This is a genomic window from Marinococcus halophilus, assembly GCF_002265875.1.
Lineage (GTDB): Bacteria > Bacillota > Bacilli > Bacillales > Marinococcaceae > Marinococcus > Marinococcus halophilus.
This window is the reverse complement of record NZ_NPFA01000007.1, coordinates 170,735-184,038: the sequence shown is the minus strand read 5'-3', so window position 1 is coordinate 184,038 and position 13,304 is coordinate 170,735. Positions and strand designations below refer to the sequence as shown.

General features: G+C 51.9%; 20 protein-coding genes. 1 reads left to right on the top strand and 19 read right to left on the bottom strand.

The annotated features are described in order from the left end of the window. Positions 1-54: 54 nt before the first annotated feature. The 7 genes from CHL76_RS09390 to CHL76_RS09360 all read right to left on the bottom strand — a co-directional run bounded on the left by CHL76_RS09390 (position 55) and on the right by CHL76_RS09360 (position 7,488). Positions 55-1,842, bottom strand: coding sequence for an ABC transporter ATP-binding protein (locus tag CHL76_RS09390; RefSeq protein ID WP_094908418.1), 1,788 nt, complete (start codon positions 1,840-1,842; stop codon positions 55-57). Beyond that, positions 1,842-3,593: an ABC transporter transmembrane domain-containing protein gene (locus CHL76_RS09385; protein ID WP_094908417.1), complete on the bottom strand. Its 1,752-nt coding sequence runs from the start codon at positions 3,591-3,593 to the stop codon at positions 1,842-1,844. Before CHL76_RS09385 ends, CHL76_RS09390 begins: the two co-directional genes overlap by 1 nt. A gap of 62 nt (positions 3,594-3,655) precedes the next feature. After that, on the bottom strand, positions 3,656-3,880 hold the full coding sequence (locus tag CHL76_RS09380; protein WP_022792130.1) for a YneF family protein: 225 nt from the start codon (positions 3,878-3,880) through the stop codon (positions 3,656-3,658). 199 nt (positions 3,881-4,079) lie between these two features. Beyond that, entirely contained in the window at positions 4,080-6,068 is a 1,989-nt protein-coding gene (gene tkt, locus CHL76_RS09375; protein ID WP_094908416.1) for a transketolase, read from the bottom strand. Positions 6,069-6,250: 182 nt separating this feature from the next. Continuing rightward, entirely contained in the window at positions 6,251-6,490 is a 240-nt protein-coding gene (locus CHL76_RS09370) for a DUF896 domain-containing protein (protein ID WP_094908415.1), read from the bottom strand. A 68-nt stretch (positions 6,491-6,558) separates the two neighbouring features. Beyond that, positions 6,559-7,218, bottom strand: coding sequence for a YneB family resolvase-like protein (locus tag CHL76_RS09365; protein ID WP_094908414.1), 660 nt, complete (start codon positions 7,216-7,218; stop codon positions 6,559-6,561). 27 nt (positions 7,219-7,245) lie between these two features. Continuing rightward, a complete protein-coding gene (locus tag CHL76_RS09360; protein ID WP_094908413.1) occupies positions 7,246-7,488 on the bottom strand; it encodes a hypothetical protein in 243 nt (80 codons plus the stop codon). Between the two features lie 158 nt (positions 7,489-7,646). On the opposite strand from CHL76_RS09360, the gene lexA reads away from it, so the two are divergent. Then, the gene (lexA, locus tag CHL76_RS09355) at positions 7,647-8,273 is read left to right on the top strand and encodes a transcriptional repressor LexA (protein WP_079476455.1); all 627 of its coding nucleotides are present in this window, start codon (positions 7,647-7,649) and stop codon (positions 8,271-8,273) included. A gap of 48 nt (positions 8,274-8,321) precedes the next feature. Here the strand turns inward: lexA and CHL76_RS09350 are convergent, their stop codons facing one another. From CHL76_RS09350 to CHL76_RS09295, 12 genes are all read right to left on the bottom strand, one after another. Continuing rightward, a complete protein-coding gene (locus CHL76_RS09350) occupies positions 8,322-8,639 on the bottom strand; it encodes a hypothetical protein (protein WP_094908412.1) in 318 nt (105 codons plus the stop codon). A 128-nt stretch (positions 8,640-8,767) separates the two neighbouring features. After that, positions 8,768-8,992 carry a hypothetical protein gene (locus CHL76_RS09345; RefSeq protein WP_079476453.1) on the bottom strand — a complete coding sequence of 75 codons (225 nt, stop codon included), beginning with the start codon at positions 8,990-8,992 and terminating at the stop codon, positions 8,768-8,770. 108 nt (positions 8,993-9,100) lie between these two features. Then, positions 9,101-9,400: a hypothetical protein gene (locus tag CHL76_RS09340; RefSeq protein ID WP_091610843.1), complete on the bottom strand. Its 300-nt coding sequence runs from the start codon at positions 9,398-9,400 to the stop codon at positions 9,101-9,103. 166 nt (positions 9,401-9,566) lie between these two features. Further along, positions 9,567-9,893 (bottom strand): hypothetical protein, encoded by a 327-nt coding sequence (locus tag CHL76_RS09335; protein WP_079476451.1) that lies wholly within the window; start codon positions 9,891-9,893, stop codon positions 9,567-9,569. A 36-nt stretch (positions 9,894-9,929) separates the two neighbouring features. After that, positions 9,930-10,223 (bottom strand): hypothetical protein, encoded by a 294-nt coding sequence (locus CHL76_RS09330; protein ID WP_094908411.1) that lies wholly within the window; start codon positions 10,221-10,223, stop codon positions 9,930-9,932. A gap of 140 nt (positions 10,224-10,363) precedes the next feature. Continuing rightward, the gene (locus CHL76_RS09325; protein ID WP_079476449.1) at positions 10,364-10,606 is read right to left on the bottom strand and encodes a hypothetical protein; all 243 of its coding nucleotides are present in this window, start codon (positions 10,604-10,606) and stop codon (positions 10,364-10,366) included. A 140-nt stretch (positions 10,607-10,746) separates the two neighbouring features. Next, the gene (locus CHL76_RS09320) at positions 10,747-11,049 is read right to left on the bottom strand and encodes a hypothetical protein (protein ID WP_079476448.1); all 303 of its coding nucleotides are present in this window, start codon (positions 11,047-11,049) and stop codon (positions 10,747-10,749) included. A gap of 112 nt (positions 11,050-11,161) precedes the next feature. Continuing rightward, on the bottom strand, positions 11,162-11,341 hold the full coding sequence (locus CHL76_RS09315) for a hypothetical protein (protein ID WP_079476447.1): 180 nt from the start codon (positions 11,339-11,341) through the stop codon (positions 11,162-11,164). A gap of 168 nt (positions 11,342-11,509) precedes the next feature. Continuing rightward, positions 11,510-11,773, bottom strand: a complete 264-nt coding sequence (locus CHL76_RS09310; protein ID WP_079476446.1) for a hypothetical protein — start codon at positions 11,771-11,773, stop codon at positions 11,510-11,512. A 246-nt stretch (positions 11,774-12,019) separates the two neighbouring features. Then, positions 12,020-12,241 (bottom strand): hypothetical protein, encoded by a 222-nt coding sequence (locus CHL76_RS09305; RefSeq protein ID WP_079476445.1) that lies wholly within the window; start codon positions 12,239-12,241, stop codon positions 12,020-12,022. Positions 12,242-12,482: 241 nt separating this feature from the next. Beyond that, positions 12,483-12,932, bottom strand: coding sequence for a hypothetical protein (locus CHL76_RS09300; RefSeq protein ID WP_079476444.1), 450 nt, complete (start codon positions 12,930-12,932; stop codon positions 12,483-12,485). Positions 12,933-12,947: 15 nt separating this feature from the next. Beyond that, on the bottom strand, positions 12,948-13,277 hold the full coding sequence (locus tag CHL76_RS09295; RefSeq protein ID WP_079476443.1) for a hypothetical protein: 330 nt from the start codon (positions 13,275-13,277) through the stop codon (positions 12,948-12,950). Positions 13,278-13,304: the final 27 nt, after the last annotated feature.

Sequence of the window (13,304 nt, the reverse complement as noted above, 5' to 3'; positions counted from 1 at the left end):
CTTTCCTGCCTTTATGATACACCCCGCAGCGGCGGCTCGCAATTGTTCCCGCTTTTATCTTACTTCTTCATTTTCGTGCTGCAGCCGGTACATTTTTTCGTACAGCCCTCCGGAGGCAAGCAGCTCCTGGTGCGTGCCGCGTTCGGCAATTTCCCCCTGGTGCAGGACGATGATCTGGTCCGCGTGCCGGATCGTGGACAATCGGTGCGCAATCATGATGGTTGTCCGGTTTTTTACGAGGCTCGCAAGCGCCTGCTGGATTACCGCTTCACTTTCGCTGTCGATATTGGCCGTGGCTTCATCAAGCACGAGCACCTTCGGGTCATGGGCGACTGTACGGGCAAACGTAATTAGCTGTTTTTCGCCATTAGAAAACGAGCTTCCCCGCTCGCCTACCTGCTCGTCGTACTGGTTCGGCAGTGCTTCAATAAACCGGTCCGCGCCGACGAAAGCAGCGGCCTGCCGCACTTCCTCGTCGCTTAGCCCGTGATTGTGCATCGCAATGTTTTCCCGTACCGTGCCGGTAAACAAAAATGGATCCTGCAGCACGAGCCCGACGTGCCGGCGCAGCGCCTGTTCCGGCCAGCGCTGCAGATCCTTTCCGCCAAGAAAAACCGTGCCGGTATCGTAGTCATAAAACCGGAGCAGCAGGTTAATGATGGAGCTTTTACCGCTGCCGGTGTGGCCGACGATCGCGATCGTTTCGCCCTCTTTGACCGACAGGTTAATGTCGCGGAGGACCGGGTGCTCGCCGTCATAGCTGAAGGTCACATGCTCAAATTCGATTTCCCCGCTCGGGGACGCCTCCCCCGTTTGGCGTTTGTGCCCGGCGGCCGCTTCCTCTGTCGTGATATCCATTAAATGAAACACCCGGCCGGCGGAAACGATCGACTGCTGATACAGCGACATCTGCTGCATGATTTCATTGACCGGTTCAAAAAAGCGCTCAAAATAATTGACAAAGGCATAAATCACCCCGACCTGCACAGCCCCTTCCAACGACAAAATGCCGAAATAGGAGAGCACGCCGATGAGCGCAAGCACCGATACGAGATCGATCGCCGGACGAAGCAGCAGGCCGTCGATCTTCATGCTTTTCAGCCCGGCTTCGTAGTGGGCATCATTAATACCGGAAAATTCCTGTTTCATCCGGCTTTCCTGCCGAAACAGCTGAATGACCGACATGCCCTGAAGGCTTTCATTAATCTTCGTATTCAGCCGGCTCAGCTTGCCGCTCATTTCCCCGTAGTACCTGGAGCTGTAGCGGCGGTAAAGCGCCATTAACATAAGCAGGAGCGGCATGATCAGTATCGCTGTCGCTGCCAGCCGGACGTCCAGAAAGAACATCGCCACAAGTACGCCGATAAGAAACACCCCGTTTTGAATAAACGTGGAGAGCACTTCCATATACAGCTCCCGGATACGCTCGGTGTCGTTAGTAATACGGCTTACGAGCGCCCCCGAGGGTGTCTGGTCGTAAAAACGCATCGACGCGCCCTCGACGCTCGAAAACACGTCGACCCGGATCTGCTGGATGCTTTTCAGGGCAATCCGCTGAAACCAGTAGGTGTGAAAGTACACCATCACCGCAGAAAGAACGGTAGCTGCCGCAAATACCGACGCCAGCCACGTCAATTCGCCCGCGGGGAACACGCCCGGGGTCACGTAGCTGTCAATGAACACCTTCACGAGATACGGGCTGAGAAGCTCCGCTCCAACGCCGATCACTAGAAACGTACAGGCCGACGCCAGCAGCCATTTGTGTACAGCTGCGTACTTTAACAGCCGCTTGACGATCGCCCGCTGCTCCTGTTTGGTTAATACTTTATCCTCATGCAGCATCAGCGGTCCCCCCTTTCCACCTGAGCCTTTAGCTCTTCGCGTTTCACCATTTCTGCATAAATGCCCCGGGCTTCCATCAGGGCCTGGTGGGAGCCGTTTTCGACGACGGTACCGTTTTCCAGCACCCATACCGCGTCCGCTTCTTTCACCGTGCTCATGCGGTGCGTCACGATAAAGGTCGTTTTGCCCTCCCGCTCCCGTTTCAGCGCTTCGAGAATCTGCTGCTCGGTAGTTGCGTCCACGGCGGAAAGGGCGTCATCCAGGATAAGGATTTCCGGGTTTTGAAGAAGCGCCCGCGCAATCGAAATGCGCTGCTTCTGCCCCCCGGAAAGCGTGACCCCGCGCTCTCCAACCGCTGTCGCATAGCCCTGGGGAAGCGCCACGATATCGTCATGAATGGCTGCAAGGCCCGCCGCGCGCTGAATGTCCTGCTGGGCGGCTTCAGGGTTAGAAAAGGCGATATTGTCCGCAAGCGTCATCGAAAATAAAAAGTGCTCCTGGGGCACGTTTCCAAACGCCAGGCGGTACGTATCCAGATAATAGGCTTCCGCCGGCACTCCCCCGATGGTAATGGCCCCGTCCCCGCTTTTCAGCTCCCGCAGAAGCAGCCGTAAAAGCGTGGTTTTTCCGGCGCCGGTCCGCCCGACGATTCCGATCGTCTCTCCCGGCTGCACCGACGCACGGATGCCGTGAAGCGCCCTCGTTTCCGACCGCGGGTAATAAAACTCGTCTATGTCTATCTGCAACACCCCGGCCGGTACGTCCTTCACCCCGGCCTTTTGGTCGGTAATATCCGTCCGCTCGGCCATCAGCTGCCGAATACGGTCATACGAGGCGTGGCCGCGTTCAATAATATTAAAAAACCACCCGAACGCAAGCATCGGCCAAATCAGCATGCCCAAATAAACACTGAACGTCGTCAGCTGGCCGATCGTGATGGTCCCATCGGTTACATATCCGGCCCCAAAGCCAATCGCAAGCAGGTAACACACCCCGATAATAAGTGTGATGGTCGGGTCAAACAGGGCGTCAATCCGGGCCACCCGCTCGTTTTTATCCACGACGTCCCGCGACTGCTCGTCAAAAGCCTGAATATCTTCTTGTTCGTAGCCGAACGTTTTCGTCACTTTCACCCCGGAAATGCTCTCCTGCGTCCGGTTGTTCAACTGGGAAAAGGACTGCTGGGCGTCACCAAACCGCTGATGCAGCAGGTGGCCGTACCAGCTCGTCAAAAGCGCCATCAGCGGCATCGGCAAAAGCGTGATCAGCGTCAGCTGCCAGCTGATCCCAACCGCCATCGCCAGTACCACGAAGCCTCCCATGACGAGCGAATCCACAATCGTTAAAACCCCCTGGCCGGCCATCATCTGCACCGCGGTAATATCATTGGTCGCGTGCGCCATCAAATCCCCGGTCCGCTTCCGACCGAAAAAATCACTGCTCATCCGTGTAAAGTGCTGATACAGATTGTAACGAAGCGTGCGCCCGAGATGAAGCGAGGAACCAAAAATCATAATGCGCCATACGTACCGGAGAACGTACATGCATATTCCTGCCGCCATCATCGCTCCCATCCAGCCGGCAAGCATGTCCGTGGTCAGGCGGTTCTGCTCAATGGCATCCACCACCACTCCGACCACATACGGCGGCAGAAGCGACAGCAGCGCTACAATAATAAGCAGCAGGATCCCAAAGCTGTACTTGAACCGCTCCTGCCAGAAAAACCAGCGTAAATCCCAAAAAGCGCGCATCCGGTTGTCCTCCTCTCTATGGATAAAAAAGCACCCTCCAGAAGCTAGAAGGGTGCTGATCGTTATTTCTTATCTTGTTGTCGCTGCATTGCTTTCATCATTTGGTTGATCTTCTTCTGGGACGGATTCTGCCCCATCTGCATCATCATGACGCGCAGCATTTGTTCATTAATAGGAGGATTCTTTTTCAAGTAGTTCATCATCGTTTTTCTTGCGATAAAGAAACCGATGGCTATACCAACCAGTAAAATGACAATGCCGATAATTGTTAACCATAGCCAGCCCATGTGTCTTCTTACCCCTTTCCCGAATACCTAACATATATGTGTGTGTTGTTAGCGTCTCTAAACAGACCTTGTTTATTATAACGCATTCTTTTAGGTAAAGAAAGCATCGATTCGAAAGTCCCCGCGCCTGTTCCTCTGTTTTTCTTTCGGTTAAAAATAGGAGAAAGCAGCCCGCAGGCTGCTTTCTCCACAAACACTGCTATTTTTTGATCAGCTGTCTGGCTGCTTCGGCCACCTTGTCGGGGGTGAAGCCGTACTTTTCCACGACTTCCCCGCCCGGCGCGGACGCCCCGAAGCGGTCAATGCCGTACACGGCGCCCTCGGCGCCGACGTACTTGTACCAGCCGAAGGAGGAGCCCATTTCCACGGCCATCGCCGGCACGCCGTCCGGCAGCACCGAGCGGCGGTAGGCCTCGGACTGATGGTCGAAGGCGTGGAAGTTCGGCATGCTGACGACATTCACCGTCCAGCCGTCGTCCTGCAGCCGGGCTTTCGCGTCCACCGCGAGCGACACCTCGGAGCCGGAAGCGACGAGCAGCAGGTCCGGGCGCTCGGCCTGTTCGCCGATCACGTACGCTCCCTGGCGCACGCCTTCCACCGCTTTGTCCTTCGTGTCTTCGAGCGTTGGCACGCCCTGGCGGGTCAGCACCAGCGCCGTTGGCGTGGTTTCGCTCTCCATCGCCACGCGCCATGCCGCGACCGTTTCGTTGCCGTCCGCCGGCCGGATCACGTTCAGGTTCGGAATTGCCCGGAGCGCGGCCAGCTGTTCCACCGGCTCGTGGGTCGGGCCGTCTTCGCCGACCGCGATGCTGTCGTGGGTGAACACGTGCGTGAGCGGAAGCTCCATGAGCGCGCTCAGGCGCAGGGCCGGCCGCAGGTAATCGGAGAACACGAGAAACGTCGAGCCGAAGGGCTTCAAACCGCCGTGCAGCTGGATGCCGTTCACGGCGGCGGCCATCGCGAATTCCCGGACGCCGAACCAGATGTTGCGCCCGGTGTAGTCGTAGCGGCTGAAATCGTTCTCCGCTTTGATCAGCGTTTTGTTGGAGCCGGCCAGGTCCGCCGATCCGCCGAACAGGGACGGCACCGCGGCCGCTACTTCCTGCAGCACATCGCCCGACGCAGCCCGGGTCGCTGCTTTTTCATCGGTGAAGACCGGCAGCTTCGCGTCCCATCCGTTCGGGAGCTCGCCGGCGATCGCCTGCTCGAGTTCGCTGCCCAGTTCCGGATTGGCCTCTTTGTAGGAGGCGAACAGCTCGTTCCATTCCTGTTCGGCTTTCGCGCCGGAGGCTTTCACTTCCGCAAACAGCTCGGTCACTTCCGGCGGGACATGGAACGCGTCGTAGTCCCACTGGTAGGCTTCTTTCACCAGGTTGTATTCCTCATCGCCGATCGGCGCGCCGTGGGCCGCATTTGTGCCGCCTTTGTTCGGCGCCCCGTACCCGATCACGGTCTTCACTTCGATCATGGACGGTTTCGGGGACTGCTTGGCTTCTTCAATCGCTGCCTCGAGGGCCGCCACGTCGTTGCCGTCTTCGATCAGGATGGTATGCCAGCCGTACGCCTCGTAGCGCTGCAGCACGTTTTCCGAAAACGACTGGTTCAGGGCGCCGTCCAGGGAGACGTCGTTGGAGTCATACAGCACCACCAGGTTGCCAAGCTGCAGGTGGCCGGCCAGCGACGCCGATTCGGAGGACACGCCCTCCATCAGGTCGCCGTCGCCGCAGAGTACGTACGTGAAATGGTCCACCACGGCGTGATCGTCCGTGTTGTACTTGGCCGCCAGGTGGCGTTCGGCCATCGCCATGCCGGTGCCCATGGCCAGTCCCTGCCCGAGCGGGCCGGTCGTTGCTTCCACGCCCGGGGTGTGGCCGTATTCCGGATGCCCCGGTGTTTTGCTTCCCCACTGGCGGAAGTGCTTGAGTTCGTCAAGCGACAGGTCGTAGCCGCTCAGGTGCAGCATGCTGTATAGAAGCATCGATCCGTGGCCGGCCGACAGCACGAAGCGGTCGCGGTTAAACCAGGACGGGTTGCCCGGATTATGGTTCATGGATTTGGTCCAGAGTGCGTATGCCATCGGCGCGGCGCCCATCGGAAGCCCCGGGTGGCCCGACTGGGCTTTTTCGATGCTTTCGATGGACAACGTCCGGATCGTGTTGATTGCTAATTGTTCTGTGCTAATTGCCATGCATATGTCCCTCCACAGTATGTATTTTTATGGAAACCCGTGCCACTCAAGTGGCTCAGCAGGGGGTTCCGTGTACATGTACGTTTTTATGATAAAGGTTTTAAAACGATTACACAAGCGGGTTAGCGGAGAAAGAACAAAATCAAAAGGCCTGCTCTTTTTCAAGACCAGGCCTCCTTTTCTTAATGCCGGAAGCTGCGGTTCCGTCGTTTCACACGTTCAAGCTTGTTCGGAGTGACATCCGTGCCTTCTTCGTCCACCACTTTGACGTTTTCGAGCTGGTTTTTGAATGAAGAACGGAATTTGTTTAAATATTCTTGGCGCAGCGCGTGCTGTTCCTCTTCTTCTTCCGCTGTCAGCCCTGTCGATTTCTGACGTTTGGCCAACTCATTAATCCGGTCAATTTTTTCTTTCGAAAGCATAAGTTGCCTCCCTTAAATTGTGCGTTCCTTTATCATTATATTAAAAACCTGGCGCTCCCGCAAATAAATCACTGCTGCTCTGTTTCGGCCGCCTGCTTTTCGTGTTCTTTATAACGGCGGTGCACCGTCGCTTTGGAAATATCGTAGCCGAGGCCGCGGAGCGTAGAGGCAATATCTTTAAACGTCAGCTCCCGCTGCTTCAGTTTAACAATTTCTTCAATGGGCACTTCTTTTTTCTTTCGCCCGCCGCTCCGGTTCAGTCCGAAGTTTTCCTCCGGATGATAGCCGTTTTCCACCGCCCGCTGCATCCCCCGCTTAATTTTGAAATTATGGAGCCGGCGCTGGTGTTCTTCGACGATGGACAAAATATCCATAATCATATGGTCAGTATCCGCAATTTCGAGCTCTCCGTCCTCTTTTACCGTATAGATGAACGTGCCCCGTTTCTGCAGTTCGTGAAGCACGGCGATTTTGGCATTTCCACGTCCAAGCCGCGTATCGTCCGTGATTAACAGCGTATCTGCTTCAGTATCATCAAGAAGCTCAAACACGCGGAGAAGCCCGTCCCGTTCCACCGAATAGCTGCTTTCCTGTTCGGTGACGGTCTGCCGTACAGTCCAGCCATTCGCGGCCGCAAGAGCCTCCAGCTCTTCCTGCTGCCTGGCAAGCGAGGACTGCTGTTCTTCTTTTTCCGTACTTACCCGGGCATAGATAATGCATGTTTTCATGTCTTTGCGGTCCTTTCCGTTCGGGTTTTACTGTTCGGGAGCGTCAAATGTCACTGTCCGTTCCCACGGCTCTTCCTGGTAGACTAACCTGTCCTTTAAAACCGGATGGTTTTCTTCATGGACGATTTCTGCCGGCCGGTCTGTATCCGTGCCGTCCAGCGTTTCCGGAGTGATTGAAGCGTCCGCTGAATATACCAGAAACATAAGCGCAAATGCAAACAAGGCAAGCATGGTCCAGTCCGTGGAAGTAAAAGTTTTTAGTTTATTCATGTGTGTGTTCCCCCTGAATGAGAATGTATGTTCTTATATTCATCCAGTATACCAGAATGCCTGTTCCCGTCAACAAAAATATTAGAACGGGTGTTTGCGTTTTTGTTCCCCTCATGCTATACTTTATTCAGAAAAATTCCTCAAAAGGAGGTGCGGAGATGAAGCTATCCAAGCGCCAGCAGCAAATTCTTGATTATATAAAAGAAGAAGTAAAAGAAAAAGGCTATCCGCCTTCGGTACGGGAGATCGGGGAAGCTGTCGGACTCGCTTCGAGTTCCACGGTTCACGGGCACCTCGCCCGCCTTGAAAACAAAAATCTAATCCGCCGCGACCCGACAAAGCCACGGGCGATTGAAGTACTTGAGCTTGAAGAACAGGGCAGCGAGCCGATTCACGAAAGCAAAGCCGTGTATGTTCCAGTCATCGGTAAAGTCACAGCCGGGGAGCCTATTACTGCGGTGGAAAATGTCGAAGAATACATTCCTCTTCCGGAGCGGATGGTGACCGATGAGGAGCAGGTCTACATGCTTACCATCCAGGGTGACAGCATGATTGAAGCCGGGATTTTTGACGGGGACCTTGTCGTTGTCCAAAAACAGCAGACCGCAGATAATGGCGATATCATTGTTGCAATGACGGATGAAATGGAAGCGACGGTTAAGCGGTTCTATAAAGAAGAAAACTTTATCCGGCTGCAGCCTGAAAATGCCACCATGGATCCAATTATTTTAGAAAACTGTACGATACTCGGCAGAGTCACCGGCGTTTTCCGCACCATCTTTTAATCCCATAAAACAGGGCGCCTGCACTGAATGCAGGCGCCCTGTTTTGTTCTATCTCCGAAAAGCAAGCGTCCGGTAATCCGTAATGATTTCGTCCTTTTCGATATCCCGGTCGGTTATTATTACCACCGTGGCTGCCGTAATGTTTTCCCGTTCAATAAATTCAAGCCCCCGGTGCCAGAGCCACTCATACACCGTCATCATGTCTACGCTGAGCTCATTTTTCTGGAGCGCTTCTGCCGTAATCTGCATCGACAGCAGCAGCTGATCGCGCTCAAAAATGTGGAGCACCGGTCCATTGAAATGTTCCGACTCTCCCGGGCTCCCTTCATACGGTCCCTGATAAAAGTCAAGCAGGCGTGCTATCACGATTCCCCCTTTAACGACTTCAGCACTGAGCTTTGCCCGAAGTTCATTTTTCGATTGGTGAATTGTGATTCCTTTTCCCGGCGCCCTTCCTGCTAAACCCGAAATTTCACTGCCGCGCCTTCCGGAGGTTACTCGTCAAGCCATTCTTTAATCTGCTGTTTGTCGTTATCATCAAGGTTGCCTTCCTGGATCCAGTAGTTCACCAGCTTCATCATACCCTGCTTGGACAGTCCCACGCGGCTGCTGTCGGAGGGATGGCTGCTGATGTCCGTTTTTCCGTACTGGTAAATGGAGACGTACGGCGCCTCCGCGTGGTTTAAATTGTGCAGGTCCTTTTTTTCAAAATGCAGCATGTGTATGCCCCTTTCTCTTTTCCGGAATGATTACAAATATGAGCCTGTATGCGCGCAAGCGTCTACCACAAAAAAGAGCCTCCCGGGAAGGAAAGCTCCGTTTAACCGCTACATGGATTTAGAATATGGTTTGTGACAGATCGAGTGATCGATCGTTTCATCGGACTCCCCGCTGTATACACAATCACAGGTGTCTAATACGTAAGTATGCTCTTTGGCGTGAATGACCTGACTTCCCTGATGAAACAGCAGTTTCTCATCGGCCGGCTGAAAATCACTCATCGAATGAAGCACCACTTCATAGCCGTCGGCGTATTCAATCACCTTGTAATGAATTTCATGACCGTCACTACTGTACGTCACCTGCGGCTGCGTTCTGCATTTGAATTCCACTAAAGCCACTGTCATCCACCCCCTCCACTTATTTATACCACAGTTTTTTCCGTTCGAGAAGCCACCTGCCCGTTTTTTCTGAAAGAATTTCCCTGTCCGCGAGCGAAAAGCTCCTCCTGCGGCTCTTTCTGCCAGTGCTCCCCCTTGTTTCTTCTATATAATAGAAGCAAAAAGCACCCTCTCAGATCGAGGGTGCTTCAAAATCCCGTAGTAAATTCTCATACGCTTTGTTTACTTCGCCGTCCGTGACGTCCTGCACAGTTATTACCAGACGTTTTCTTTCCTCCGGCTGTTTGCTGGTCAGATAATCGATACCGATCTCCCATAACCATTCCGGCACGTTTTCTTCCTTTAAACTTGCTTCAGCTGCCATCGCCGAGGTAGTCACCTGGACGAGCAGCTCCAGTTCTGTTTCGTGATACACTTCGAGCGATTCACCGGCAAAATGGAGCGGGCGTACCCGGTAGCCTTTCCAGCCTTCCCGGGAAAAATCCGGTTCCTGTGGCATAGTCATCCTCCTTAGATCCGATTTTTAATGAAGGGATTAAGACTGTTCCTGAAGCGCGCTGCTTCCTTCAAGCTCTATATTTTCCTCATCCGCCCGGGTGATGTACACCTGGCCGCCAAAATGAAAGCCTTCCCCGGTCTGGAAAAACAAATCCAGCGCGGGAGAAGCGCTGTTGAATGCCTGATAGAAAAATTCTTTGTTTTCACAGTCCATAATGGACACTGTCCAGCGCTCCAATGGACCTTCTCCTGCGTAGAGCTTGCCATCGTTTATATGAATTACTTCATTTGTAGTAACTGTTTTAATAGATTCCAGCGTTAATGTCGGCATTGCATCCTCCTGGGTTTTATGGTTGCTGTCTGCTTCCATTCCCGTCCCAGGCGGTGGTTCAATCTTCAAATTTCTTCGCATTCACCAGCGTCTATGAAAAAAGGCGGCTGGTTTAACACCGCCCGCCGGATACGTTCAGGTTATTCATCTACCTGGCGCTTATATTCTTCAAACAGCTCCCGGCCTTCTTTTGTGATGGCAATGCCGCTGTAGACCGCCTCTTCCTTTTCCCCGGAAGCGTCGGCGTACGTGACGTAGCCGTGCTCGACAAGCTCCTGGAAACGATCCTGCTCGATTTCATCCACCGGCGACCATTCCGCTCCAATTTCTCCCCGTTCCACTCTTCCGGCCAGCTGGGCCATCGCTTCTTTTCTTGGACTCATGTTTTTCTCTCCTTTCCAATCATCGATCTTCTTTTCACAGCTATAATCCCCTATTTTACGCGTATTAAACGTCCATCGGGAGGCCAGCTATATAAAAAACGAACGGCAGCCCCAGCTGCCGCCCTCGTTCCAGGCACTCGCTACACCTGCACCAGTTCGTCAAGGCCGTCCAGGTGGCAGTGCTTCTTATCGCTGCCTTCGATATTCTTAAATTGAACGAGCCCCTGGTACTCCGCTTCTTCAGTTTTGATCCGGATGCTGATGCTGTCTCGGCCGGTAAATTCCTCGGAAAATTGCTGCTCGACATTATAAATGGCGATCGTCCAGGCACTTTCTCCGATTCGATCGGGATCAGATGTTTCCAGATACAAGTATGCCGATTCAAACTGCAGTGCCGATTCGTCCAATATAATTTCGTTAATTTCCTGCGTTTCCTGTTTCATGTTTGTCGCCCCTTCACTCTAATAGGTGCTGCCGGTCCATCATTTTTCTCGCTTCCTACTATGCTATTACACCTGGATGCCGGTTTAAAACCATCAACTAGAAGCACCCGGCTCACTCTTTCCACTTGTGAACAATATAAAAAGCAACCGCCGGCACCGGAAACTGGGTTAACCCCCACAGGCTCCACTTCCATTTGGGTTTTCCTTGTTTTTCCGCTTCCCGGTAAAGCCACCAGGCCTGCAGAAGCAGTAGCGGCAGCAGCAGCCAGGCAGAATTTCTTTTCTTTTTCATAAACATCTTCCTCTCTAACAAAAATGGGAGGTGCTCGTCTCATTATACTACGCCCGGGCTTTTAAACGCCCGTATCAATAAAAAAACCGGACTTTATCAAAAAGTCCGGCCCGAGCCCGGGTAATCACAGGCCCGTCCAAAAGCTGCCCAGTAAAAAGCAAAGCTGTTTTACATATTGTCCTTATCCTTCCAGTGTTCATTCAGCACCGGGAGATCGCTCACCACGGATATAATCCGTTCATTTTCCCGGAAATTACGTATACCGCCCAGCAGTTCTTCTTCGGTGTTAAAAATATGTTTCTCCCTGTCCGGAAACATTTCCTTAATGTCTTTTTCCGTCCCTACGAATACTTCGTTGCCTTGTTCATCGATTACATACGAAAATTGAGAGATAACACAAGCTCCTTTCAACTTCTGTCCCGCCCAAAGCATAACACTCCTGCACCCCCTTGCATAGGAAATGCCAGGCAGCCATCACCATCCGCACACAATCCCTGCTCCAATAGATAATCCGTATCCGTAAAGCAACAACCATGCCTTGTCTTAAAAATAAAACATTAATCAAACTACACAAGCAACAAATCATCAACATATTCAACACACCAATGTGTATATAAAATAAAACACCAGTAAAAATTGTTTAGTTTCAGCTACTTGGCGCCTGGATATAAACTACGGCTAATACAAAATATACGTGTTTCCATGGAGAGTCATTGTTTTCTGGTCGAAGGGCACATAAATCCGGTCATACTTTGGGGAAAACGAGCTGTCGTCGAGCGCATGTACGTCAAACACCACTCCCTCATCGGTTTCCCACGTCAAACAGTGCAATAGACTGCCTTCATCGCTTAACAATACCTGAACATAACGAACGTGACGGTTAACATACACGACAGCCATCGTTCTTCCCCCTCTCTTTAATAATACTCCAATTTCAAGTAATAAAGTACTATTATTTTTCAATTTATGAATTTTATTTTATGATTCTTTTTAACCTGTCACGGGCTTCGGAAATTATTTTAGTGTATTAAATTTGAAACATTAATGACTGTTTATTATTGTATATTTTTAAACAAAAATTAAAAGCGACAATTTAATAACACAAAAAACAGCCGAAATATATCGGCTGCCACTGTTGTTTTTATTCTTCAATATAAGGAAGCAGTGCTTGCTTAAATAAAAGCGACACTTGTTCTTCATCAAATGCCATGCCTGTTTCTGTTTCCCACCTGCATGAATTTAAATCTTTCAAATAAGCGCTGCGGGGCCGGACGTCACTGACGTTGTAGGCAGAGTCATTAATGCGGATTTTAAAGCTCATTTCCAGAAAACCTTTGCGGGTGAAAATGTCGCCGGACTCAACAATGAGCTCGGAAACCCCGTAAAAATATTTCACATGCTTGTGGCCTTTAACCTTTTCCACTTTTAAATCCGACCGGCCGTTGATGGTGCCCATTAATTCATCAAACATGCCTCTCAGCTGCTCCGAGCAGTCACGTATGCTTTCCATCTGCTTTTCTTCCTCCACCGTGGACGCGTTTTTTTTGTTCTGCCGTGCGGTGCTTGATAATTGGTGAATCCAGTTGTCCATGTGCGGCTCCTCCTTTTATCGCAGAAATTTCATTTTGCTGTTAACGTCATCATCGAGCGGGGCATAGGCGCCTTCGATGTAGTGCCACTTGATCAGGAATTTTGCACGGACGAACTTTTTCTCGCGCTGGGTCTGCAGCAGCTTTTCTCCGTCATCATTTTCATCAAGCTCGGCTTCTATTTCGTGCTCGATCCATACTCCCATTTCATCAATGGAATCTATTTTTACGATAATAAATTTTTCCATGCTTTTAGGAGGAAGAATCAGATTCAGCACTTTGTCTTCCTTCGCTATATCCGCAAGCGCGATCCTGATATTTTTCCCTATTGAATTATGAAATGACATAGTTGCCTCCTATAAGGTTTTTTTAAC

Excerpts from the sequence above, each read along its gene's own strand:
- CHL76_RS09305 (WP_079476445.1), bottom strand. The coding sequence starts at position 12,241 with ATGGCTGTCGTGTATGTTAACCGTCACGTTCGTTATGTTCAGGTATTG.
- CHL76_RS09325 (WP_079476449.1), bottom strand. The coding sequence starts at position 10,606 with ATGAGTCCAAGAAAAGAAGCGATGGCCCAGCTGGCCGGAAGAGTGGAA.
- lexA (WP_079476455.1), top strand. The coding sequence starts at position 7,647 with ATGAAGCTATCCAAGCGCCAGCAGCAAATTCTTGATTATATAAAAGAA.
- tkt (WP_094908416.1), bottom strand. The coding sequence starts at position 6,068 with ATGGCAATTAGCACAGAACAATTAGCAATCAACACGATCCGGACGTTG.
- CHL76_RS09345 (WP_079476453.1), bottom strand. The coding sequence starts at position 8,992 with ATGCTGCATTTTGAAAAAAAGGACCTGCACAATTTAAACCACGCGGAG.
- CHL76_RS09390 (WP_094908418.1), bottom strand. The coding sequence starts at position 1,842 with ATGCTGCATGAGGATAAAGTATTAACCAAACAGGAGCAGCGGGCGATC.
- CHL76_RS09370 (WP_094908415.1), bottom strand. The coding sequence starts at position 6,490 with ATGCTTTCGAAAGAAAAAATTGACCGGATTAATGAGTTGGCCAAACGT.
- CHL76_RS09385 (WP_094908417.1), bottom strand. The coding sequence starts at position 3,593 with ATGCGCGCTTTTTGGGATTTACGCTGGTTTTTCTGGCAGGAGCGGTTC.
- CHL76_RS09295 (WP_079476443.1), bottom strand. The coding sequence starts at position 13,277 with ATGTCATTTCATAATTCAATAGGGAAAAATATCAGGATCGCGCTTGCG.
- CHL76_RS09340 (WP_091610843.1), bottom strand. The coding sequence starts at position 9,400 with ATGACAGTGGCTTTAGTGGAATTCAAATGCAGAACGCAGCCGCAGGTG.
- CHL76_RS09300 (WP_079476444.1), bottom strand. The coding sequence starts at position 12,932 with ATGGACAACTGGATTCACCAATTATCAAGCACCGCACGGCAGAACAAA.
- CHL76_RS09365 (WP_094908414.1), bottom strand. The coding sequence starts at position 7,218 with ATGAAAACATGCATTATCTATGCCCGGGTAAGTACGGAAAAAGAAGAA.
- CHL76_RS09360 (WP_094908413.1), bottom strand. The coding sequence starts at position 7,488 with ATGAATAAACTAAAAACTTTTACTTCCACGGACTGGACCATGCTTGCC.
- CHL76_RS09320 (WP_079476448.1), bottom strand. The coding sequence starts at position 11,049 with ATGAAACAGGAAACGCAGGAAATTAACGAAATTATATTGGACGAATCG.
- CHL76_RS09310 (WP_079476446.1), bottom strand. The coding sequence starts at position 11,773 with ATGCTTTGGGCGGGACAGAAGTTGAAAGGAGCTTGTGTTATCTCTCAA.
- CHL76_RS09330 (WP_094908411.1), bottom strand. The coding sequence starts at position 10,223 with ATGCCGACATTAACGCTGGAATCTATTAAAACAGTTACTACAAATGAA.
- CHL76_RS09315 (WP_079476447.1), bottom strand. The coding sequence starts at position 11,341 with ATGAAAAAGAAAAGAAATTCTGCCTGGCTGCTGCTGCCGCTACTGCTT.
- CHL76_RS09380 (WP_022792130.1), bottom strand. The coding sequence starts at position 3,880 with ATGGGCTGGCTATGGTTAACAATTATCGGCATTGTCATTTTACTGGTT.
- CHL76_RS09335 (WP_079476451.1), bottom strand. The coding sequence starts at position 9,893 with ATGCCACAGGAACCGGATTTTTCCCGGGAAGGCTGGAAAGGCTACCGG.